A 21,378-nucleotide genomic window follows, 5' to 3' on the forward strand; every position below is an offset into this window, starting at 1 on the left:
GCGCCAACTAAATCACTGGAATATAACCTAGAGCAATACTTCCTGCCCCTAGGTGTGTTCCAATGACACTACCAAATGTAGCAAGTGAAATATCCGTACCTACTCCAGATTCAAGTAAGTGCTGACGCAATTCTTCAGCCTTTTCAGGAGCATTCCCGTGAATGACAATGATACGGTATTGGCCTGAAGCTGTGGCTTCCTTGATAATTTCAATTAAGCGCTTGGTTGCTTTCTTTTCAGTACGAACTTTTTCGTAAACTTCAATCACACCTTGGTCATTGAAATAGAGGATTGGCTTAATGCTTAGCAGATTGCCCAAAATAGCAGCTCCATTTGAAAGGCGTCCACCTTTAACCAAGTGGTCCAAGTCATCCACCATGATGAAAGCAGATGTGTGACTAATTTGAATAGCTAGCTTATCCTGAATAATGGCAAAGTCATCACCCTGGTCTCGCCAGTTAAAGACACTTTCAACCATGATACCCAGAGGAGCACTTGTAATCAAAGTGTCTGGGAAGGCAATGGTTAAGCCCTCATAGTCATCGACCATATACTGGATATTTTGGTAAAAACCTGAAATTCCAGAAGATAGGAAAAGCCCCAAAACATGTGTATAGCCTTGTTCTTTGAGCCAAGTTAGAATCTCATCTAACTTTGCAATACTTGGTTGACTGGTCTTAGGCAATTCAGAAGCCTGAGCCATTTTTTGGTAAAATTCCTCAGCAGTCAGATTGATGCCTTCGACATACTCTTCACCATCAATATTGACAGGAATATCCAAGACAAACAAATCTTCTCTTTGTAAGGTCTCTGCACTGAGATAGGCAGAGGAATCTGTGATAACAGCTAATTTCATATTAGAACTCCAAATTGATTCCTGGTAAGTCTAATGCAATTTCAGTTACTTCGTAAGTCAAACGGTTAAGCATGTTCAAACATGGACGGGCCAAAGTTTCAACTTCCTCTTGATTAAACTCACTTGGTTCATTGACAATACGACCTTCTACATGGTTAACTTGGGAAATCGTTCCACTGATAACAAATTTGTCAAAGACAATCATAAAACTTAAGACAACCACTAAAGATGTCACTTGATTTTCTTGGTCATGTTGGAGTAATTGGAAGTTCACATCCACCTTAGTTTCAGGAGCTCCATTTTCATTTTCCCATTCAAAATTACGCGCATCAAAATGATACTGACTAACAAATTCTTGTTCACGTTTAAGATTCATGTCTTTCTCCCTTGGCTACAATATTATAAGCTATTGTACCATAATTTTTTATTTTCATCTAGTTTTCTAGGATTTAGTCAATCCCGATTTCAGCTCGAACTACGTCTGCGATAGTATCAACATAGTAGTCCACTTCTTCTGTTGTAGGCGCTTCTGCCATGACACGCAAAAGGGGCTCTGTTCCACTTGGGCGTACTAGGATACGGCCATTCCCTGCCATTTCTTCTTCCATCTTCTCGATGATAGCCTTAATAGCTGGCACTTCCATAGCCTTTTCCTTCATGGCATTTTCCACTCGGATATTGACTAATTTTTGTGGATAGATGGTTACTTCTACTGCCAACTCTGACAAACTCTTACCAGTTTCCTTCATGATTTTAGTCAATTGGACAGCTGATAATTGACCATCACCTGTTGTATTGTAGTCCATCAAGATGACGTGACCAGACTGTTCACCACCAAGGTTGTAACCTGATTTTCGCATTTCTTCCACAACATAGCGGTCGCCAACTGCAGTGACTGCCTTGTTAATGCCTTCACGGTCCAAGGCCTTGTGGAAGCCAAGGTTGGACATAACAGTTGTCACAATTGTATTTTGCGCCAATTGTCCTTTTTCAGAAAGATATTTTCCGATGATGTACATAATCTTGTCACCATCAACGATGTCGCCATTTTCATCAACAGCAATCAAACGGTCACTGTCTCCGTCAAAGGCCAAACCAATAGCTGAGCCGCTTTCTTTGACCACATCTTGAAGAGCTTCTGGGTGAGTTGAACCAACATTAAGGTTGATGTTAAGACCATCTGGTGTTTCCCCGATAACAGTTAATTGAGCGCCAAGGTCTGCAAAGATTTGACGGGCACTTGTAGACGCCGCACCGTTTGCTGTGTCCAAGGCAACCTTCATTCCCTCAAGAGGAGTTCCAGTTGAAACAAGATAGCCTTCATACTTACGCAAGCCTTCTGGATAATCTACCAAGGTTCCCAAGCCTTCTGCACTTGGACGAGGAAGAGTATCTTCCGCAGCGTCTAGCAAGGCTTCAATTTCTGCTTCTTTTTCATCGTCCAGTTTGAAGCCATCACCGCCAAAGAACTTAATTCCGTTATCAAGGGCTGGATTGTGGCTGGCAGAAATCATGACACCAGCACTTGCTCCTTCAGTTTTTACCAAGTAAGCTACTGCTGGTGTTGCCAAAACACCTAGTTTGTATACGTGAATACCAACTGAAAGAAGACCAGCTACCAAGGCAGATTCTAGCATTTCCCCAGAAATACGTGTATCACGTCCTACAAAAACTTTCGGTGCTTCCGTTTCATGTTGGCTAAGAACATAGCCTCCAAAACGTCCTAGTTTAAAGGCCAATTCTGGCGTTAATTCTACGTTAGCTTCTCCACGGACTCCATCAGTCCCAAAATATTTACCCATTTTTATAAAATCCTTTTCCTATTTTTAATTCGTTTTTGAACTAGTTGCTTTCGTTGACGAAGATGTCTCCGACGAACTGCTTGTTGTTGAATTTGATGTGCTTGAACTTGGTGCTACTGGTTTTGTAGTCACCTTCATTGTCGTGTCGAACGGAGTAATAACTGCCGGTAAGACAACACCATTGCGATCGATTGCCTGCAAAGGTACTGAACCACTGTAATTACCTGTTATGCGTTCGCTGGTTGGTAAAAGCGCAATAACTTTGTCAATCTTAGCTAATGTTTCCTGGTCAGTTGTGACCGAAACTCGTTCGTTTGACACGGTTATACTATCAATTTGTAACTTGGGATCAATCTGGCTTTGGTCAACTTGTGGCACAACAAGCATCCCATCTCGCTTAACCTTCTTCCCAACTTTCACTGTAATCTTTTGAGGCGTTGCCACAGCGGTCAATCCACTTGGAAGATTTTCAATATTCAAGGGAACTTCAATCGTTCCAACACTGGCATCCGTCAAATCAGCAGTTACCTTAAACTTACGAGTGCTCTCCTGCATTTCGCTGGCCAAGGTCACACGATTGGCTCCGGTTAATACCACTGAAACTTCTGATGCAAATCCGCTAATGAAATACTGGTCATCATCATAGTGAATAACAATAGGAACGTTCGTTATCGTATTGGTGTAAGTTTCTGATTTAACCTGCCTTGCGGTATTACTATTTTGAAAGTTGGTTGACGTTGCATAGATGAATAAGATACAAGCAAAAAAGAGAGATGAAATGATGTATAGACTATTTTTTCTCATATTTCCAACCTCCTAACAAACGGTCCTTGAAACTGACTTTTTCCTCAACGACTGGCAAAAGAATTGCTCGTAGCTCTGCTTCAAATTCTTCAATCGTCAAATCGTGCTTGAAAACACCGTTATAGGTAATAGAAATGCCACCTGTTTCCTCTGAGACGATGAAGGTCAAGGCATCGGATACTTCTGACAAACCGATAGCCGCCCGGTGTCTGGTCCCAAATTCCTTTGAAATCCCTGTGCTTTCTGTCAAGGGCAGATAGGCAGAGGTGACTGCAATCCGATTTTCTCTGATAATCACAGCACCATCGTGTAGGGGAGTGTTGGGGATAAAGATATTAATAAGGAGTTCAGCTGAAATATTGGCATCCAAAGGAATCCCTGTCGCAATGTATTCTTGCAAGGTCCGAACTCGTTGGATGGCAACCAGAGCACCAATTTTACGAGGACTCATATATTCAACCGACTTGATAAAGGCACGAATCATTTGCTCTTCTGCACTAATTTGAGCAGTAGAAAAGAAATCTGTCGCCCTTCCCAAGCGTTCCAAACCAGTCCGAATCTCTGGAGAGAAGATAACAACCGCAGCAATAACCCCATAGGTGATAATTTGATTAATCAACCAAGAAATCGTTGTTAAACCAAGGATATTGGCTACAACCTGGGCTAATACAAAGATCACGACCCCACGCACCAAAATCATAATCTTGGTGCCAGCTATCGCTTTTGTAAAACGATATAAAATATAAGCCACAATCAAAATATCAAACAGATTGATGGCAATACTCCAAGGACTAGAAAACAAGCTAGTCCAATATTGCAGGTTGGATAATTGTTGAAAGTTCATCTGCTGTCTCCTCTCTGTCCAAACACGTTCCTTTCTATTATACCATTTTTCTGACATTTTTTTCCCTATCCTACTTCATTTTAAATTAAGGAAAAATATGATAAAATAAACTGACTAGAAAAAACAAAGGAGAAACCATGTCTCAACTCTATGATATTACCATTGTAGGTGGTGGTCCTGTCGGGCTTTTTGCAGCCTTCTATGCTCATCTACGCCAAGCCAAGGTCCAAATCATCGACTCTCTTCCCCAACTCGGTGGACAACCTGCCATTCTCTATCCTGAAAAGGAAATTTTAGACGTACCGGGATTCCCAAACCTGACTGGAGAAGAGTTGACTAACCGTCTAATCGAGCAATTAAATGGCTTTGATACCCCTATTCATCTCAACGAAACGGTTCTTGAGATTGAAAAACAAGAAGAAGGCTTTGTAATTACAACTTCTAAAGGAAGTCACCTGTCTAAAACAGTTATCATCGCTATGGGTGGCGGTGCCTTCAAACCACGTCCTCTGGAACTAGAAGGCGTTGAAGGCTATGAAAATATCCACTACCACGTTTCCAACATCCAGCAATATGCTGGTAAGAAAGTGACGATTCTTGGTGGAGGAGACTCGGCTGTGGATTGGGCTTTGGCTTTTGAAAAAATTGCGCCAACTACCCTTGTCCACCGCAGAGATAATTTCCGCGCCTTGGAACACAGTGTCCAAGCCTTGCAAGAATCATCTGTGACCATCAAGACACCATTCGTCCCTAGCCAACTCCTTGGAGATGGAAAAACGCTCGATAAACTTGAAATCACAAAAGTCAAATCTGATGAAACAGAAACTATTGACCTAGACCACCTCTTTGTCAACTATGGTTTCAAATCTTCTGTCGGTAACCTTAAAAACTGGGGTCTGGACCTCAACCGCCACAAGATTATCGTCAACAGCAAACAGGAATCCAGCCAAGCTGGTATCTATGCTATCGGTGACTGCTGCTACTACGAAGGAAAGATTGATTTGATTGCAACAGGACTGGGTGAAGCACCAACCGCCGTCAACAATGCTATCAACTACATCGACCCTGACCAAAAAGTACAACCCAAACACTCAACAAGTTTATAAGAAAAGAACCACGAGTCCTACGATTCGTGGTTTTATAGTTCATCGGCTATAACTGGAGTTTTACTTTGTACCATTTAAAGCATTTGGATATTCTTTACTTTTCGTTTCTATAGTTTCAACTATTTTTGTAGAAAATTCTCCCTTCATCGAACTATCAATATTTTTCGAAACTTCTTTCAAACTTTCTTGAGCACTTAATAGAGAAATTTTCATATATTTTTCTGTATCTTTTTCTATAATGGAAATACGAGCTTTTTTTGCTGGAGCCAAGATGTTTTTTATAAATGATCGTTCCAACTCTTTTTCAATATTTCTTAGTGCCTCCTCTCCTCCCGCGAAAAAATCATTAATATAATCAAATACATTCGCCATTACTTTTTACCTCGTTCTTCTAAGCGCCGTTGCTGTTCCTGGGCTCTGGCAAGCTCATCTTCTAAAAGACGGTATTGTCGTTTGTATTCTTGCTCTAGCTTCATCTCTTCTTGTTCGAGTTGCCCTTGTCTATTTCGATATGCCATCTCGATTTGCTGACTAAAGTTGGATGCGAGTTGATTGGACTGATAACGCCATTCGGTTGTATCTCCACCTAACTGGTCTAAGGAATGGGAAATGATTCGATGCTTCTCATCAATCATATGCCGCAATTGTTGAAATTTATAGTTGGCTTCCTCATACTGATTTTCGATTTTTTTACAAGAACGTCGATAGTTATCCTCACATTCTTCTAAACGCTGGCGCTTTTTCCAGATGTCATCCTGAATCATAACAAACTCTCCCACTGGCTAAATTTACTAGCTAATTCCCTATCTTCATCTAATTTTTTCTGAATACCGTCTTTGATTTGCTTTTCTAAATCTGTAAAATCTTTTTCTAACTGTTTTGCCTTATCTACAACAGGATGAAATCGATTCTGAATGATACCAATAGTTGTTTCATAGTTCAAGCCTCCTTCGGAATAGGCGACCTCTGTTTCATATGAACTAAGGATAAAGCCCCAAGGGACATTACTGCAAGATGCAAATACTTCACTTGCGTCTTGAATTCCTCTATTATAGTTATTTTTTATAATATCCATCTCCTCTGTGACGATACGGCAAATACCCGAAGCTGCAATCTTAGCTTGCTCAGAGTCCAGAAAGAGTTGTTCCCCTGCTGTATATCCATCGGAAGCCAATATATTTTTAAGTGTTTTATACCCTTCCATTTTAATCAGAAAGTCGTTATATGCGACTGTACTGGTGTTGGAGAAAATTTTTATTTTCCCATCCTTATCCAAGCGATAACCATAGGTCATATGTTGATTGATAGGGTCTTCTGATTCACTATCTACATAATAAACCATACCTACAGACCCGATACTGCCCTTCGCAATATCTCTACCAACCATGCTAATATTATCTTTAGCGTCAGCATAGTTATAGATACGCCCTTTAATCTGATCAACAATTTTTCTCTGTTCGGGGCTAAGGATTCGATAGATATCAGGCCCGTTAAAGATATAAGCCTGTTGGATTCGTTCTATTTGGGCCGCTTCAAGGGCAGCCATGGCATACTGAGCATCCATAGATCCAAGCGAATGCCCATAGATATTAATCTTGGCATTGGGATATTTTTCCATGATGTCTTTTAAAGCTCTGGCAGAAGCCTTTAATTGCTCAGTAGATTGATCTTGATCGCTGGGAACATTTTGTTTCAGGATATGCGTTCCAATCACGAAATCATTTTCTGCCCAGTCATTCCAGACATCTGCTGTTTCTTTAAAAATATGATCTGGGCCCGTAGAACCACGAAAGAGGACCGTTACTTCCTGTACATCCTCAGCATTTTCATCAGGATTTTTTACAACTGCATAAACCTGCTCGCCCGCTCCTGTAGTATTGTTGTAGACTTGGGTGACAGTGCCAACGCTTCTATCATATTGGTCCTTAACCTCACGATTAATTGAGTTATCGTTATATTCAGTCATTGCAATCTGAAGATTTGAATCATCGACATATTTTCTCATTTTTTAGATTCCTTTAACATAGATGATAATTTAGGTGATACAGTATATCCATAAGATTCATAATTTCCTGAATTATCTTTTATTAAGCCAAAGTGAAAATCTAATTCCTTATCATTATTAAAATATATCCTTACCATTAGTCCTCCCATTGGATTATACTCTAAAGTTTCCGTATCAATATCATATGATTTAATGATTCCATCTTCTGTTAATGCTTTAGGATCATTTGCCTTCATATGATTTTCATAAACCTTCTTTGCCTCATCACTTGTCGCGATGGCAATCATTTCTTGTTTCTTTTGATATTGGTGCATGCTACAACCTCCTATTGTGATTCCAATTACTGCTAAAATACTGAATAAAATAATCATACTTTTTTTAGTTTTTTTCATGGCGCCTCCTTTATGCTATCCTATCAATATATTAGGGACTAACTTACTCATAGTATAGCATAATTTTCCTCTACATCCTCAGCATTTTCTTTGGGATTCTTTACAACGGCATAAACTTGCTCACCCGCTCCTGTAGTATTGTTGTAGACTTGGGTGACAGTGCCAAGTTGATCTCCTCTTTGAGTTTTCACAACATGATCTAAATCCATTTCAGAGTCATACTCTGTCATTGCTATTTGAAGATTTTTATCGTTTACATAGTCCTTAATCATTTTTTCCTTCTTCCAAAATCCTGTTTAGGTCACCAGTATATCCATAGTATGCAGTACTATAGGTACCATCTCCATTATCTATTAAGTTAAAATTCATCCTAAGATCTTTTTTCCCGTTCAAAAATAAACGTACCATTAAACCTCCCATTGGATTATAGGAAAGTTTTTCTTTATCAATTTCATAACTCTTAATGATCCCCTCTTCGGTCAGTGCTTTGGGATCTTCTTTCTTTAAATATTCTTCATAAACCTTTTTCGCCTCATCGCTGGTCGCGATGGCAATCATTTCTTGTTTTTTTTGATATTGGTGCATGCTACATCCTCCTACTGCGATTCCAATTACTGCTAAAATACTGATTAAAATAATCATACTTTTTTTAGTTTTTTTCATGGCGCCTCCTTCATGCTATCCTATCAATATATTAGGGACTAACTTACTCATAGTATAGCATAATTTTCCTCTACATCCTCAGCATTTTCATCAGGATTTTTTACAACTGCATAAACCTGCTCACCCGCTCCTGTGGTATTGTCGTAGACTTGAGTGACAGTGCCAAGTTCGCTTTCATATTGGTCATATAAAGTTCTTTCCTCACCCATATTATCCTGATACTCTGCCATTGCAGTTTGAAGGTTATTTTCTTTAACATAATTTTGTGTCATTCATTATTTCCTTTCAAAAGTTTGGATAATTTTGGTGAAGTAGAATAATATGCTGAATGGTATGAGCCATCTTTGTTTTCAATCAAATTATAATTTATATTTAATTCATTATCTTTGTTGATAACCACCGAAACCATCAATCCCCCCATTGGGTTATAATCTAAGCTACTTTCATCAACAACATAATCCTGGATAACATCTGCATTAGTAAATGCATTAGGATCCTTCGATTTCATAAAATGTTCATAAACCTTCTTCGCCTCATCGCTGGTCGCGATGGCAATCATTTCTTGTTTCTTTTGGTATTGGTGCATGCTACAACCTCCTATTGTGATTCCAATTACTGCTAAAATACTGAATAAAATAATCATGCTTTTTTTAGTTTTTTTCATGGTGTCTCCTTTAACCTGACCGTGTAGCTCATCTATAGTATATCATAGATTATAATGTCGACTTTCATTAAAATGTTTTTCACATATTTATTTTATTAAGTTAAAAAAATAACCACGAGTCCTACGATTCGTGGTTTTATAATTCATCGGCTATCTTATTGATTTTTCTGAGTCTGTGGTTAACACCACTTTTGGTCAGAGGGGCGCTAAGGCTATCAGCTAACTGCTGAATAGAATAGTCTGGGTGTTGAATCCGCAACTGCGCTACCTCCTGCAAATCCACTGGCAGATTTTCTAAGCCCATGATATCTTTGATTTTACTGATATTGTTGATGGTCTTCATGCTAGCAGAAACTGTTCGAGCAATATTGGCCGTTTCAGCATTATTAGCCCGATTAAGGTCGTTACGGGTTTCACGCAAAATCTTAACTCGTTCAAAATCATCACGCGCCTGCATGGCTCCGATTACTATAAGAAAGTCCATAATATCTTCGGCTCGCTGGAGATAAGTCACAGCCCCCTTCTTGCGCTCAAGCACCTTGGCATCCAGTAAAAATTGCTGGAGAAGGGAGGCAAGACCTTGCGCGTGGTCCAGATAAACAGAACTGATTTCCAACTGGTACTTGCCAGACTCCGGATCACGAATACTTCCATTTGCCAAGAAAGCGCCACAAAGATAAGCGCGTCCTGCTTCCTCGTCCGATAAAATCGCATCATCAATACCTGTTTCCAGGCCAAAAAAGGAGTCTGCCAAGTGCAAATCGCTCAACAAATTCTGCACCTTTTCATCTGTAAAAACGGTATAGACCCGATTCTTACGAAGATTACTTCTTTGGTGGTGTCGGATTTCTGATTTGATTTCATAGAAATGGAGAAAGGACTCATAGAGGTGACGAGCCAGTTTGGCATTTTCTGTCACGACAGACAAGGTCAAGCCCGAAGTCGAGAGACCGATACTGCCAGACATTTTGATAATGGCGGATAATTCATGCCGGCTTAAATGGTGCTGACCTAGGATTTCTTCTTTAACTGCTACTGTGAAACTCATTTTCTCACCTGTATAATCCGCATCAACTCATCCACGATCAAATCTCCATCGTGAAAGGCACCCCCATTTTCCAGACGAAGGAAGTTAGAGGAAATCACGCGCGGAACTTGCTTACAAAGACCAGCAAAATCATGTTCCACCTGCACTAAGTATTCATCAAAACGGTTGGAATTCATGTATTCCTGAGGCACTTTTTCAATATTCACCAAGACAGTGTCGATAAAAGGTCGGCCAAGGTGACCATGCAAGACTTCCACGTGGTCACTATCTGTAAAGTGTTCTGTCTCCCCACGTTGGGTCATGATATTGCAGACATAAGCTATTTCTGCCTTGGTTTCCAAAAGTGCCTGCCCAATTTCCTTAATCACGATATTAGGTAAAATCGAGGTAAAGAGGGAACCAGGTCCGAGGACAATCATGTCACTTTCAAGAATGGTCTGCACTACTCGACGACTGGCCAGAGGCGTATCATCGTTGAGGGTATTGGTCACATAGACATGGTCAATCATGCCTGGATGGTCTGCAATATGGCTCTCTCCAGCTACTTCTGTCCCATCCTGAAAGACCGCATGAAGGGTCAAAGGATGGTCACTGGAAGGATAAATCTTCCCAGTTGTATGGAAAAATTTGCTCAGTAACTGCATGGCATTATAGGTCGAACCCTGCATTTCTGACAAGCCAGCAATGATGAGATTACCCAATGGATGGCCAGCAAAGGCTCCCGCATCCTCAGAGAAGCGATACTGAAAGACCTTTTCATAAAATTTTGGCATATCTGACATGGCTACAAGGACATTGCGGAGATCACCTGGCGGTGTCAACTGCTGCATATTTTTTCGAAGTTCACCTGATGAACCACCATCATCCGCCACCGTTACGATAGCAGCAATTTCCACATCTTTTTCACGCAGACTTTTTAGAATGACAGGAATCCCAGTTCCTCCACCAATCACCGTTATCTTTGGTTTTCTCATGAACGGTTTACCGTTTCCTTTCTTCGGTCTTTGTCACGATGCCCTTCATTGACAGGCCAATTCTTGGATAAGTCCTGCGCCAAGCGTTTAGCAAAGGCCACACTACGGTGTTGACCACCCGTACAACCCATGGCAATGGTCAAAACGGACTTCCCTTCCTTTTGGTAACTTGGCAAAATCGGCTCAATCAAGGCCAATAAATGCTGATAAAAATCTTCTGACTCAGGATGATTCATGACATAGTCATAAACAGGTTCGTCTACACCCGTTTGGTTTCTCAGTTCTGGAAGATAATATGGATTTGGCAAAAAGCGCACATCAAAGACTAAATCTGCATCAATCGGGATTCCATATTTAAAGCCAAAAGACATGACTTCGATACGGAAAGACTGGGCTTGTTCTTGGTCTGAAAACTGCTCTGCAATGGTTTTACGTAGCTCACGTGGAGTGAGTTCAGTCGTATCCACCACATTTTGACTCATATTTTTCAAAGGCGCCAAGAGTTCACGTTCCAGCTTGATTCCATCCAAAATCCGTCCATCTGCAGCTAGAGGGTGACTTCGTCTAGTTTCCTTGTAACGAGCTACCAATTCTTTATCAGCTGCATCCAAAAAGAGAATTTTAAAGTCCAGTTCTTCCTTATTTTCCAACTCATCCAAAACCGCTTGAATTTCTGAAAAGAAAGAACGGCTACGCATATCCACTACCAAGGCCAACTTATGGTCGTCTTCCTTTGTTTCCACCAACTGCAAAAACTTAGGCAAGAGAGCTGGAGGCATATTGTCAATAGTAAAATAACCCAAATCTTCGAAGGACTGAATGGCAACTGTTTTCCCTGCGCCACTCATCCCTGTTACAATCACCAAGTGAAGTTGTTTCTTTGTCATCTTTTTCTCCTTATATCAAAAGAAGTTTGGCAGAACCAAACTTCAACTGGCTTATCCAATCTCTGCGATGACTTCGATTTCGACTTTTACATCACGAGGAAGACGAGCTACCTCCACAGCTGAACGAGCTGGAAATTCCTCTTTAAAGGCCGTTTGGTAAACCTCATTAAAAGGAACAAAGTCGTTCATATCGCTCAAGAAACAAGTTGTTTTGACAACATGGTCAAAGTCAGTTCCTGCCTCTGCCAAAATAGCACCAATGTTTTTCAAGACTTGTTCTGTCTGTTCTTGGATTGTTTCTCCAACGATTTCCCCAGTTTCAGGAGAGAGAGGAACTTGACCACTAGCAAACAAAAGGTTGCCAACGATTTTTCCTTGAACATATGGTCCGATAGCCTTTGGGGCTTTGTCTGTATGAATTGTTTTTGCCATTTTCTTTTCCTCACAATTTTTCTAAGATTGCATCCCAAGCCTCATCCATCCCTGCCTTGCTGACAGATGAAAAGAGGATGAAATCATCACTTGGGTCAAAATTTAATTTCTTTTTGATTGCTGATTCGTGCTTGTTCCATTTACCACGAGGAATCTTGTCCGCCTTGGTCGCAACGATAATAACCGGAATCTCGTAATACTTGAGAAATTCGTACATCTGCACATCATCTGCTGACGGGTCATGACGGAGGTCAACTAGACTAACCACTGCACGGAGATTTTCCCGAGTCGTTAAGTACTCCTCAATCATGCGCCCCCACTTTTCACGTTCCTTCTTGGAAACGCGGGCATAGCCATAACCAGGCACATCCACAAAGCGCATTTTGTCATCAATGTTAAAGAAGTTGAGAAGCTGGGTTTTACCAGGTTTCCCTGATGTTCGAGCTAGATTCTTGCGGTTCAGCATGGTATTGATAAAGCTAGATTTACCAACATTTGAACGCCCTGCTAGGGCAATCTCTGGCAGTTCATCCTGCGGATAGTGGGATTTATTCGCCGCACTGAGCAAGATTTCTGCATTGTGTGTATTAAGTTCCATAGTCACCTCTAGGCTGTTTCTAGGATTGGTTTATCCGTTCCATCGACAGCTTCTTTTGTGATGCGGACCAATTTAACATTTTCCTGACTCGGTACTTCAAACATGACATCTAACATGGTTTCTTCAATAATCGAGCGAAGACCACGCGCACCCGTTTTGCGTTCGATAGCCTTATTGGCAATCTCTTGAAGAGCTTCGTCGTCAAATTCCAACTCGACATCATCATAAGAAAGCAAGGTTTGGTACTGTTTGACCAAGGCATTTCTTGGCTCTTTCAAGATGCGAACCAAATCATCTACTGTCAACTGTTCAAGAGCTGCAAAAACAGGCAAGCGTCCAATCAACTCAGGGATAATACCAAATTTTTGAATATCTTCTGCGATGATTTCCTGCATGTAAGAGCTGTTTTCATCAATCGCTTTATTGTTTTGACCAAATCCGATGACTTTTTCACCCAGACGTTGTTTGACAATTTCCTCAATACCATCAAAGGCACCACCCACGATGAAGAGGATATTTTTAGTATCCACCTGAATCATCTCTTGTTGTGGATGCTTGCGTCCACCTTGAGGCGGCACGCTAGCAACGGTTCCCTCGATAATCTTGAGGAGGGCTTGTTGCACCCCTTCACCAGAAACATCACGTGTGATAGAAACGTTCTCGCTCTTCTTAGCAATCTTGTCAATTTCATCCACGTAGATAATGCCACGCTCTGCACGTTCGATATTAAAGTCAGCAGCCTGCAAGAGTTTGAGGAGAATATTTTCCACATCCTCACCTACATAACCAGCCTCAGTAAGAGCTGTCGCATCTGCAATAGCAAAAGGTACATTCAAGCTCTTAGCCAAGGTCTGAGCAAGAAATGTTTTCCCTGAACCAGTTGGGCCAATCATCAAGATGTTTGACTTCTGCAAATCCACGTCTTCTGACTCTTCACGCGTATCGTGGAAATTGATGCGTTTGTAGTGGTTGTAAACCGCCACTGCCAAGGCACGCTTGGCACGATCTTGACCGATTACATAGTGGTTCAAGATATGGAGGAGTTCGATTGGTTTTGGTACCTCAGACAAGTCTGCCAAGACTTCTTCCGCCAACTCCTCTCGAATGATTTCCTGAGCCAACTCCACACATTCATTACAGATAAAGTCGTTGTTCCCAGCGATTATTTTTTGTACTTCTTCTTGGCTTTTGCCACAAAATGAGCAATAAACCATCATATCATTATTCCTATTTGTAGGCATGATTTCCTTCCGTTCTATTCTATACTTTCATTCTATCTAAAATAAGGTCATGTAAAAAGCATGGACACTGTTTACCAGATTGGTAAAAGCATTCAACCAGAGTAAAGCAGACAGTCCATAGCGCTTCTTACGAAAAGCCTGTGCTCCAGTCAAAATACAGATCACACACAAAAAAGCTGTAAAAAATCCAAATATACTGCGCTCCATTAGACTTCCTTTCTATCTCGGTATTCGATGGTAAAATCATAGTCATTTTTCTCATCTCGGGTATAAGATTTGCTTGCGACTGTCTCAAAACGAGACAAGTCAAACTCCGCAGGGAAATAGGTATCTCCCTCCACCTGAGCATGAATCTGCGTCACGATGATTTCATCTAAATAAGGCTCAAAAGCCTGAAAAATCTGCTTTCCGCCAAGGATATAGAGATTTTTTTCCTGACTCTGATACCACGCTAAAACAGACTCCACATCTTGAAATACGAGCGCCCCATCTATGACTTCTTCGCTATTGCGCGTTAAAATCAGGGTTTGCCGTTTTGGAAGCAGACGACGTCCCATACCATCAAAGGTCACTCGTCCCATCAGTATAGCATGATTTAAAGTTGTTTCCTTAAAATGTTGCAACTCTGCTGGCAAATGCCAAGGGAGACGATCTTCCTTCCCAATCACACCTTTTTCATCTTGGGCCCAAATGGCTACAATTTTCTTAGTCATGCTTCCCTCCTTTTCACTGATAGTACTATTTTATCAAAAAACTCAAAAAAAGACTGGTTTGGAATGCGTTCAGTTTGATAGAAAAGAAGCAGGCTAGCTTTAGCCTGCTTCTCCGGTCCCTAGGACATACGTTTCTTTGCTTCTGATTCAATTTTTTTGACTACTTCTTGAATGTTCAAGCCAGTTGTATCAAGGTAGACAGCGTCCTCTGCTTGTTTGAGAGGTGAAGTCTCACGATGGCTATCCTTGTAGTCACGCTCAGCAATTTCCTCTTTTAGGGTTTCAAGGTCTGTTTCAATTCCCTTGGCAATATTTTCCTTGTAACGGCGTTCTGCTCTTTCATCAACAGAAGCTACTAAGAAAATTTTCAATTCTGCTTGTGGCAATACAACAGTCCCAATATCGCGACCATCCATGACAATCCCACCTTGCTGGGCAATCTCTTGTTGGAGAGAAACTAGTTTCTCACGTACTTCAGGAATTGCTGCAATAGCAGAAACATGATTGGTCACTTGATTTTCACGAATAGGATGAGTAATGTCCACATCTCCTACAAAGACAAGTTGTTCTCCAGTTTCTGAGCGCCCAAAGCTGATTGGATGCTGGTCCAATAAGGCTAAAAGTTCCTCAATTTCTTCCACTCCTAACTGGTGTTTCAGAGCCATATAGGTCGCCGCACGATACATAGCACCTGTATCTAGATAGGTATAACCAAAATTTTTAGCAATAATCTTAGCAACCGTACTCTTACCGCTTGAAGCTGGACCATCGATAGCAATTTGAATCGTCTTCATTTATGACTCCTATCTAGTCTTAATCACATCTCCAGGATTTGCAAACCAAGATCCTGTAGCCATATGTCCAGGATTCAATGCTTCTAATTGAGCAATTGAAATACCTGCACGTTGTGCCAAGACAGCTTCACCCTCACCAGCCTGAACTGTAATTGTTCCTTCACTAGCAGCATGTTCTTCGGAATGACTCTCACTAGAGGAGCTCTCTGTAGAAGTTGCTTCTTCAGTCTTGCTAGATGAAGAAGACGATTCTTCTGTTACAGAAGTTGAAGCAGGGGCAGATGAATCATAAAAATCTTTCAAGGCTGCTGTGCGATTACTCCCTCCGCTTGAAAGGTAAATCAATACTATTATCATTGCTACAACAATCACGAAAAAGAGACTAGCTAGAATCGTCAAAACACGATTTGCAACAACGCCTGTACCTTTTTGATTACGTTGATGTCGTTCCGTTCTCGTCTGTTCTTCCTGATTCTCATAAATATCTTCTTGCCACGGTTCCTTTGCCATACCTTACTCCTTGTTTTTTTTTACTTTTCTTATTACAATATAAATATGAAAATCACACTTATACCTGAACGTTGCATCGCCTGTGGGCTTTGCCAAACTTATTCTGAATTATTTGACTACCACGATAATGGAATCGTGCGTTTTTACGATGACCCTGACCAACTAGAAAAAGAAATCTCTCCTAGCCAGGACGTCGTAGAAGCTGTTAGAAACTGTCCGACACGTGCCTTGATTAAAGATTAACTCTAATACCGATAAGAACGTTCCACTCCTTCTAGTTTAGCATATTTCCATGCAAAATTATAGTCTTTTCTCTTTATTTTTTTCTGTAAAATCAGGAAGGTCACTTTTTTCTTTGACGAGATAAAGTGGTCTTTTTTTAGTCTCTAGATAAATCTTACTGATATACTTGCCGAGAATCCCAATGGTCAAGAGTTGAATCCCACCAAGGAAGAGAATAACAGCCATCAGAGAGGTCCAACCTGATGTCGGATTGCCCAAAATGAGGGTCCGCACCACAACAAAAAAGGTCATAAGCAGAGAAATAAAACAAGATAGGAGACCTGCCACAAAGGCTATAATCAAGGGAAAATCTGAAAAATTAATAATCCCTTCAATAGAGTAGAAAAAGAGTTGCCTAAAACTCCAACTGGTCTTGCCAGCCTGCCTTTCGACATTTGGATAGTCCAGATAATAGGTTTTAAAACCGACCCAGGCAAAGAGCCCCTTTGAAAAACGATTGGACTCGGTCAGGCTTAAAATAGCATCGACTACAGATCTTCTCATCATGCGAAAATCACGGACACCTGACGGCAGGGCTACTGGACTAATTTTTTTCATGAAGCCGTAAAATAGATTAGCACAAACACTGCGAAAGAAGGGTTCCCCCTCTCGACTAATTCTACGTGTCCCAACACAGTCCAAATCTGTATTTTGGTCTAGTAAGTTTTTCATCTCAAGCAACATACTCGGAGGATCTTGGAGGTCTGCATCCATTACTACCACCAGATCTCCTGTCGCATGCTGCAGGCCCGCATACAGAGCTGCTTCTTTACCAAAATTTCGCGAGAAAGAAATATAATGAACTGCTGGATTTTGCTCCCGATAGGCCTTTAAGAGTTTCAAGGTCCCATCACTTGATCCATCATCGACAAAGACATACTCGATTTCTGTTTCCAAATCTGGAAGTAAATCTTCCAAAGCCTGATAAAAAAGAGGAAGTACTTCCTCTTCGTTTAAACAGGGGACAATGATTGACATCACCATCTTAGTCTTCAAATCCATTTGGATGCTTGCTTTGCCAACGCCATGCGTCTTCACACATTTGAGTGATGCCGAGTTCTGCTTCCCAGCCCAGTTCTGCTTTAGCTTTTGCAGGATCTGAATAGCAGGCCGCAATGTCACCTGGGCGACGATCTACGATGCGGTAAGGAATTGCTCGTCCCACTGCTTTTTCCATATTTTGGATAATTTCAAGAACTGAGTAGCCTTTACCTGTTCCAAGGTTATAAACGTTTAGGCCTGAACCTTTTTGGATTTTTTTCAGAGCTGCAACGTGACCTTTAGCCAAATCGACAACGTGGATATAGTCACGAACACCAGTTCCGTCTTCCGTATCGTAATCGTCTCCAAACACTTGCACTTGCTCTAATTTTCCAACGGCTACTTGAGTCACATATGGCAAGAGATTGTTTGGAATACCGTTTGGATTTTCTCCCAAATCACCACTCTCATGAGCTCCGATTGGGTTGAAGTAACGAAGCAAGACCACATTCCATTCTGAGTCTGCCTTGTAGATATCGGTCAAAATTTCCTCTAGCATAAGTTTGGTACGACCGTATGGATTGGTCACTGAAAGTGGGAAATCTTCCAAGATTGGCACGGTGTGCGGATCCCCGTAAACTGTCGCAGAAGAACTGAAAATAATGTTTTTACAGTTGTTTTCTTCCATGACCTTCAAAAGACTAACAGTTCCAGCGATATTGTTGTCATAGTAGGCAAGAGGAATACGGGTAGATTCACCGACAGCCTTCAAGCCAGCAAAGTGAATGACCCCTGTTGGTTCTTCTTGCTTGAAAATATCTCTTAGAGTATCGGTATCACGGATATCTGCCTCATAGAAAGGCACTTCAACTCCTGTGATTCTTTCAACAACTTCTAAACTTTTTCTGTTACTATTAACAAGGTTATCCACCACAACAACTTGATGACCTGCTTGGATTAACTCAATAACAGTGTGGGTTCCGATAAAACCTGCTCCACCCGTTACCAAAATCTTTTCTTGCATCTTTTTTCCTCGATTCTCGGATTATTTTTTCTTATTTTACCATTTTTGATAGGGAATGTCATTTGCCATCCTAGAGGGGAGGCTAAAATTTCAGTAAAATTCTTATTCGCTTTTTACTCGTTTGACATAGTTTTCAATTGGATAGTTTAGAGGATCCAAAGTCATCTCCTTGCCTTGGACCAGTTGAGCCAGATGGTAACCAATGATAGGACCAGTTGTGAGGCCTGAAGAACCTAGTCCACTAGCAGCATAGACACCTGACAATTCTGGAACCTGCCCAAAGAAAGGAGAGAAATCGCTGGTATAGGCACGGATTCCCACTCGTTCACTTCTGGAAGTCGCTTCCGATAAAACAGGATAGTGGGGCAAGGCTGCCTCCTCCATTTGTTTGAGCAAGGTTTCATCTACCGTCAAATCAAATCCCATGTCATTTTCATGAGTAGCGCCTAGGGATAATTTCCCACCTGCAAAAGGAATCAAATCCCACTCCCCTTCTGGCATAACAACAGGGTAAGCTTCCATGTCTTGGGCAAGTTGATAATCTCGGAGTTGCCCCTTTTGGGGACGAACATCTACTTCATAACCTAAAGGTTCTAACAGGTGTCCCAACCAAGCTCCCGTCGCCAAAATAACCTGATCAAACACTTCTTCGTCAATCTGGTAACCTGATGCTAAAGGTGTCAGAGTTACTTTTTCTTTGACCAGCTTGACCTGACTGGCTTCTAGTAAACGAGTCACTAAGAGTTGACCATCTACTCTCGCTCCACCAGAAGCATAGAGCAAGCGATCAAATCCCTGCAAGCCAGGGAATAATTCATTAGCTGATGCTGGATCCAGAATGGCTAACTGATCTATCAAGGGAGATTCTTCTCTGCGCTGGAGGGCTAGTTGATAGAGTTCTTCCAACTTGGATTCGTCCTTTTTCAAGAGAAAAACTCCTGAGCGTTGGTAAAAGTCGATTTCCTGACCAGACTTTTCTAAATCAGCCAACAAATCCACATAAAAGTCAGCTCCCAAGCGCGCCATCTTGTACCAAGCTTTATTGCGGCGTTTGGAGAACCAAGGACTGATAATTCCCGCTGCTGCCTTGGTAGCCTGACCTTGTCCATGGTCAAAAACGGTCACCTCTAAATCTGCTTCTTTGGAGAGGTAGTAGGCGGCTGTGGCACCTACAATCCCTGCTCCAATAATGGCAACTTTTTTCATTGTCTTCACTTCCTAACTAGATATGGTGGAAAGGATTGGTCGATGCCTGACTAGGCAAGATATCAATATCCCAGCCCTTTTCTTCCTTCCATTGAGTAAGTAGTGCTGCAATTTTTTCCACAAAAAGCACTTCGATATAGTGGCCTGGGTCCAATGCCAGCAAGCCATCAGACAGCATATCCTGAGCTGTGTGGTAGTAGATATCGCCAGTGATGTAGACATCTGCCCCTTTAGTTAAGGCATCCTTATAGAAAGACTGCCCGCTACCTCCACAGATGGCCACTCTTGAAATAGACTTCTGCAAATCACTCTCTTGATAATGCACCATTCGAAGGCTATCTAAACCAAAGACTTGCTTGACATGTTGGGCCAATTCCCCAAATGTCTGAGGCTGAACATTCCCAATACGACCAATTCCACGTTCAGGACCTGTCTCCTGCAGATAGGTCGTCTCCTCAATGCCTAGCATCTGACAGAACCAGTCATTGAGGCCATTTTCAACGATGTCAATATTGGTATGGCTGACATAAACTGCAATGTCATACTTGATGAGATCAATGTAAATCTGATTTTGCGGACGGCTGGCGACCAAGTCCTTGATGGGACGGAAAATCGGCGCGTGCTTAACGATAATCAGGTCCACACCCTTTTCAATGGCTTCAGCCACCGTTTCTTCACGAATATCCAGAGCAACCATGACACTTTGGATATCCTTGTCCAAAGTTCCAATTTGCAGGCCACGACTGTCTCCCTCCATGGAGAATTCCTGAGGGCAAAAGGCTTCATATGCGTTAATTACTTCACTTGCTAGCATGGAGAACCTCCTTGATGGCTTGAATTTTATCTACTAGAACTTGACGTTCTTCCAGATTTTTTTCTGGGATTTGTCCGAGGGCAAACTCTAGCTTAACAGCTTCTTTTTGCCATTTTTGGACAAAGACTGGACTGACCTCTTTGGACAAGAAAGGTCCAAAGCGAACATCACTGGCTGACAGCTTCATTTGTCCTGCTTCCACCACCAAAATCTCGTAAAACTTGCCAGCTTCTTCTAAGATGCTTTCAGCTACAATCTGAAATCCGTTTTCTTGTAGCCAGATACGCAAGTCGTCTTCACGATTATTGGGCTGGAGGATCAATCGTTCTACATTAGCTAACTTGTCCAAGCCTTCTTCTAAAATCCTAGCAATCAAACGGCCACCCATACCTGCTATGGTGATGACCGACACTTGGTCAGTCTCTTCAAAAGCTGCTAATCCATTGGCTAAACGAACCTGGATTTTCTCCTTTAGACCGTGCGCATCAACATTTTTGACTGCAGATTGGTAGGGACCTTCCACCACCTCACCTGCAATGGCGCTTTTGATTTGGCCTCTCTCAACCAACTCGATAGGCAGATAAGCATGGTCACTCCCCACATCTAGTAAAATAGCCCCTTGGGGAACAAAGGAAGCCACCAATTCTAATCTCTTTGAAATCATTCTCTCTCTCTTTCCAAAACTCTATTACCTCTTATTATACCACATTTCAACTGGCAATCTTGTACCTAAAAAGA

Annotated in this window: 30 protein-coding genes; 2 read left to right on the top strand and 28 right to left on the bottom strand. The window is 41.5% G+C overall.

The window, feature by feature from the left end; all coding sequences use genetic code 11:
* Positions 1-7: 7 nt before the first annotated feature.
* The 5 genes from FJN11_RS06200 to cdaA all read right to left on the bottom strand — a co-directional run bounded on the left by FJN11_RS06200 (position 8) and on the right by cdaA (position 4,306).
* Positions 8-856, bottom strand: a complete 849-nt coding sequence (locus FJN11_RS06200) for a DegV family protein (RefSeq protein WP_049551633.1) — start codon at positions 854-856, stop codon at positions 8-10.
* Between the two features lies 1 nt (position 857).
* On the bottom strand, positions 858-1,232 hold the full coding sequence (locus tag FJN11_RS06205; RefSeq protein WP_049487011.1) for a DUF1149 family protein: 375 nt from the start codon (positions 1,230-1,232) through the stop codon (positions 858-860).
* 73 nt (positions 1,233-1,305) lie between these two features.
* Positions 1,306-2,658 (bottom strand): phosphoglucosamine mutase, encoded by a 1,353-nt coding sequence (gene glmM / locus FJN11_RS06210; RefSeq protein WP_049551634.1) that lies wholly within the window; start codon positions 2,656-2,658, stop codon positions 1,306-1,308.
* A gap of 24 nt (positions 2,659-2,682) precedes the next feature.
* Positions 2,683-3,462, bottom strand: a complete 780-nt coding sequence (locus FJN11_RS06215; protein ID WP_042750804.1) for a CdaR family protein — start codon at positions 3,460-3,462, stop codon at positions 2,683-2,685.
* Positions 3,449-4,306 carry a diadenylate cyclase CdaA gene (cdaA, locus tag FJN11_RS06220; protein ID WP_001011070.1) on the bottom strand — a complete coding sequence of 286 codons (858 nt, stop codon included), beginning with the start codon at positions 4,304-4,306 and terminating at the stop codon, positions 3,449-3,451. Before cdaA ends, FJN11_RS06215 begins: the two co-directional genes overlap by 14 nt.
* A gap of 137 nt (positions 4,307-4,443) precedes the next feature.
* Here cdaA and FJN11_RS06225 point away from each other — a divergent pair, with 137 nt between their 5' ends.
* Positions 4,444-5,412: an NAD(P)/FAD-dependent oxidoreductase gene (locus FJN11_RS06225; protein ID WP_042750800.1), complete on the top strand. Its 969-nt coding sequence runs from the start codon at positions 4,444-4,446 to the stop codon at positions 5,410-5,412.
* Positions 5,413-5,472: 60 nt separating this feature from the next.
* On the opposite strand, the gene FJN11_RS06230 is transcribed toward FJN11_RS06225, so the two are convergent.
* The 18 genes from FJN11_RS06230 to FJN11_RS06315 all read right to left on the bottom strand — a co-directional run bounded on the left by FJN11_RS06230 (position 5,473) and on the right by FJN11_RS06315 (position 16,333).
* The gene (locus FJN11_RS06230; RefSeq protein WP_042750797.1) at positions 5,473-5,784 is read right to left on the bottom strand and encodes a hypothetical protein; all 312 of its coding nucleotides are present in this window, start codon (positions 5,782-5,784) and stop codon (positions 5,473-5,475) included.
* Positions 5,784-6,176 carry a hypothetical protein gene (locus FJN11_RS06235; RefSeq protein WP_140224326.1) on the bottom strand — a complete coding sequence of 131 codons (393 nt, stop codon included), beginning with the start codon at positions 6,174-6,176 and terminating at the stop codon, positions 5,784-5,786. Before FJN11_RS06235 ends, FJN11_RS06230 begins: the two co-directional genes overlap by 1 nt.
* The gene (locus FJN11_RS06240; RefSeq protein ID WP_140224327.1) at positions 6,173-7,417 is read right to left on the bottom strand and encodes an Mbeg1-like protein; all 1,245 of its coding nucleotides are present in this window, start codon (positions 7,415-7,417) and stop codon (positions 6,173-6,175) included. Before FJN11_RS06240 ends, FJN11_RS06235 begins: the two co-directional genes overlap by 4 nt.
* Entirely contained in the window at positions 7,414-7,809 is a 396-nt protein-coding gene (locus tag FJN11_RS06245; protein WP_049486957.1) for a DUF1310 family protein, read from the bottom strand. Before FJN11_RS06245 ends, FJN11_RS06240 begins: the two co-directional genes overlap by 4 nt.
* Positions 7,810-7,856: 47 nt before the next feature.
* The gene (locus FJN11_RS06250; protein ID WP_140224328.1) at positions 7,857-8,081 is read right to left on the bottom strand and encodes a hypothetical protein; all 225 of its coding nucleotides are present in this window, start codon (positions 8,079-8,081) and stop codon (positions 7,857-7,859) included.
* A complete protein-coding gene (locus FJN11_RS06255; protein ID WP_140224329.1) occupies positions 8,074-8,472 on the bottom strand; it encodes a DUF1310 family protein in 399 nt (132 codons plus the stop codon). The genes FJN11_RS06250 and FJN11_RS06255 overlap by 8 nt, the downstream gene beginning before the upstream one ends.
* A 47-nt stretch (positions 8,473-8,519) precedes the next feature.
* Positions 8,520-8,744, bottom strand: a complete 225-nt coding sequence (locus tag FJN11_RS06260) for a hypothetical protein (RefSeq protein ID WP_140224330.1) — start codon at positions 8,742-8,744, stop codon at positions 8,520-8,522.
* On the bottom strand, positions 8,741-9,136 hold the full coding sequence (locus FJN11_RS06265) for a DUF1310 family protein (protein ID WP_181146403.1): 396 nt from the start codon (positions 9,134-9,136) through the stop codon (positions 8,741-8,743). Before FJN11_RS06265 ends, FJN11_RS06260 begins: the two co-directional genes overlap by 4 nt.
* A gap of 136 nt (positions 9,137-9,272) precedes the next feature.
* Positions 9,273-10,184 (bottom strand): DNA-binding protein WhiA, encoded by a 912-nt coding sequence (whiA, locus tag FJN11_RS06270; protein WP_140224331.1) that lies wholly within the window; start codon positions 10,182-10,184, stop codon positions 9,273-9,275.
* Positions 10,181-11,158 (bottom strand): YvcK family protein, encoded by a 978-nt coding sequence (locus FJN11_RS06275; protein ID WP_140224332.1) that lies wholly within the window; start codon positions 11,156-11,158, stop codon positions 10,181-10,183. The genes whiA and FJN11_RS06275 overlap by 4 nt, the downstream gene beginning before the upstream one ends.
* Positions 11,155-12,045 (bottom strand): RNase adapter RapZ, encoded by an 891-nt coding sequence (gene rapZ / locus FJN11_RS06280; protein ID WP_020903049.1) that lies wholly within the window; start codon positions 12,043-12,045, stop codon positions 11,155-11,157. The genes FJN11_RS06275 and rapZ overlap by 4 nt, the downstream gene beginning before the upstream one ends.
* Positions 12,046-12,096: 51 nt before the next feature.
* Positions 12,097-12,477, bottom strand: a complete 381-nt coding sequence (locus FJN11_RS06285; RefSeq protein ID WP_001140420.1) for a RidA family protein — start codon at positions 12,475-12,477, stop codon at positions 12,097-12,099.
* Positions 12,478-12,487: 10 nt separating this feature from the next.
* Positions 12,488-13,075 (bottom strand): ribosome biogenesis GTP-binding protein YihA/YsxC, encoded by a 588-nt coding sequence (gene yihA / locus FJN11_RS06290; RefSeq protein ID WP_000422605.1) that lies wholly within the window; start codon positions 13,073-13,075, stop codon positions 12,488-12,490.
* Between the two features lie 8 nt (positions 13,076-13,083).
* On the bottom strand, positions 13,084-14,316 hold the full coding sequence (gene clpX, locus FJN11_RS06295) for an ATP-dependent Clp protease ATP-binding subunit ClpX (RefSeq protein ID WP_140224333.1): 1,233 nt from the start codon (positions 14,314-14,316) through the stop codon (positions 13,084-13,086).
* 36 nt (positions 14,317-14,352) lie between these two features.
* Positions 14,353-14,523: a hypothetical protein gene (locus FJN11_RS06300; protein ID WP_000442252.1), complete on the bottom strand. Its 171-nt coding sequence runs from the start codon at positions 14,521-14,523 to the stop codon at positions 14,353-14,355.
* Positions 14,523-15,029, bottom strand: coding sequence for a dihydrofolate reductase (locus tag FJN11_RS06305; protein ID WP_140224334.1), 507 nt, complete (start codon positions 15,027-15,029; stop codon positions 14,523-14,525). The genes FJN11_RS06300 and FJN11_RS06305 overlap by 1 nt, the downstream gene beginning before the upstream one ends.
* Before the next feature lie 119 nt (positions 15,030-15,148).
* On the bottom strand, positions 15,149-15,823 hold the full coding sequence (cmk, locus tag FJN11_RS06310; RefSeq protein ID WP_140224335.1) for a (d)CMP kinase: 675 nt from the start codon (positions 15,821-15,823) through the stop codon (positions 15,149-15,151).
* A 9-nt stretch (positions 15,824-15,832) separates the two neighbouring features.
* The gene (locus FJN11_RS06315) at positions 15,833-16,333 is read right to left on the bottom strand and encodes an SAG1386/EF1546 family surface-associated protein (RefSeq protein ID WP_140224336.1); all 501 of its coding nucleotides are present in this window, start codon (positions 16,331-16,333) and stop codon (positions 15,833-15,835) included.
* 45 nt (positions 16,334-16,378) lie between these two features.
* Here FJN11_RS06315 and FJN11_RS06320 point away from each other — a divergent pair, with 45 nt between their 5' ends.
* Positions 16,379-16,576, top strand: a complete 198-nt coding sequence (locus FJN11_RS06320; RefSeq protein ID WP_004235080.1) for a ferredoxin — start codon at positions 16,379-16,381, stop codon at positions 16,574-16,576.
* A gap of 57 nt (positions 16,577-16,633) precedes the next feature.
* Here FJN11_RS06320 and FJN11_RS06325 read toward each other — a convergent pair whose 3' ends face one another.
* The 5 genes from FJN11_RS06325 to FJN11_RS06345 all read right to left on the bottom strand — a co-directional run bounded on the left by FJN11_RS06325 (position 16,634) and on the right by FJN11_RS06345 (position 21,304).
* Positions 16,634-17,599, bottom strand: coding sequence for a glycosyltransferase family 2 protein (locus FJN11_RS06325; protein ID WP_140224338.1), 966 nt, complete (start codon positions 17,597-17,599; stop codon positions 16,634-16,636).
* A 1-nt stretch (position 17,600) separates the two neighbouring features.
* Complete coding sequence (galE, locus tag FJN11_RS06330; protein ID WP_140224339.1) at positions 17,601-18,620, bottom strand: UDP-glucose 4-epimerase GalE; 1,020 nt, start codon at positions 18,618-18,620, stop codon at positions 17,601-17,603.
* 102 nt (positions 18,621-18,722) lie between these two features.
* Positions 18,723-19,826 carry an NAD(P)/FAD-dependent oxidoreductase gene (locus FJN11_RS06335; protein WP_049552700.1) on the bottom strand — a complete coding sequence of 368 codons (1,104 nt, stop codon included), beginning with the start codon at positions 19,824-19,826 and terminating at the stop codon, positions 18,723-18,725.
* A 16-nt stretch (positions 19,827-19,842) separates the two neighbouring features.
* On the bottom strand, positions 19,843-20,640 hold the full coding sequence (locus FJN11_RS06340) for a Nif3-like dinuclear metal center hexameric protein (RefSeq protein ID WP_140224341.1): 798 nt from the start codon (positions 20,638-20,640) through the stop codon (positions 19,843-19,845).
* Positions 20,627-21,304, bottom strand: a complete 678-nt coding sequence (locus FJN11_RS06345) for a tRNA (adenine(22)-N(1))-methyltransferase (RefSeq protein WP_140224342.1) — start codon at positions 21,302-21,304, stop codon at positions 20,627-20,629. Before FJN11_RS06345 ends, FJN11_RS06340 begins: the two co-directional genes overlap by 14 nt.
* Positions 21,305-21,378 lie beyond the last annotated feature (74 nt).

The sequence above is a fragment of the Streptococcus symci genome (assembly GCF_006385165.1).
GTDB lineage: Bacteria > Bacillota > Bacilli > Lactobacillales > Streptococcaceae > Streptococcus > Streptococcus symci.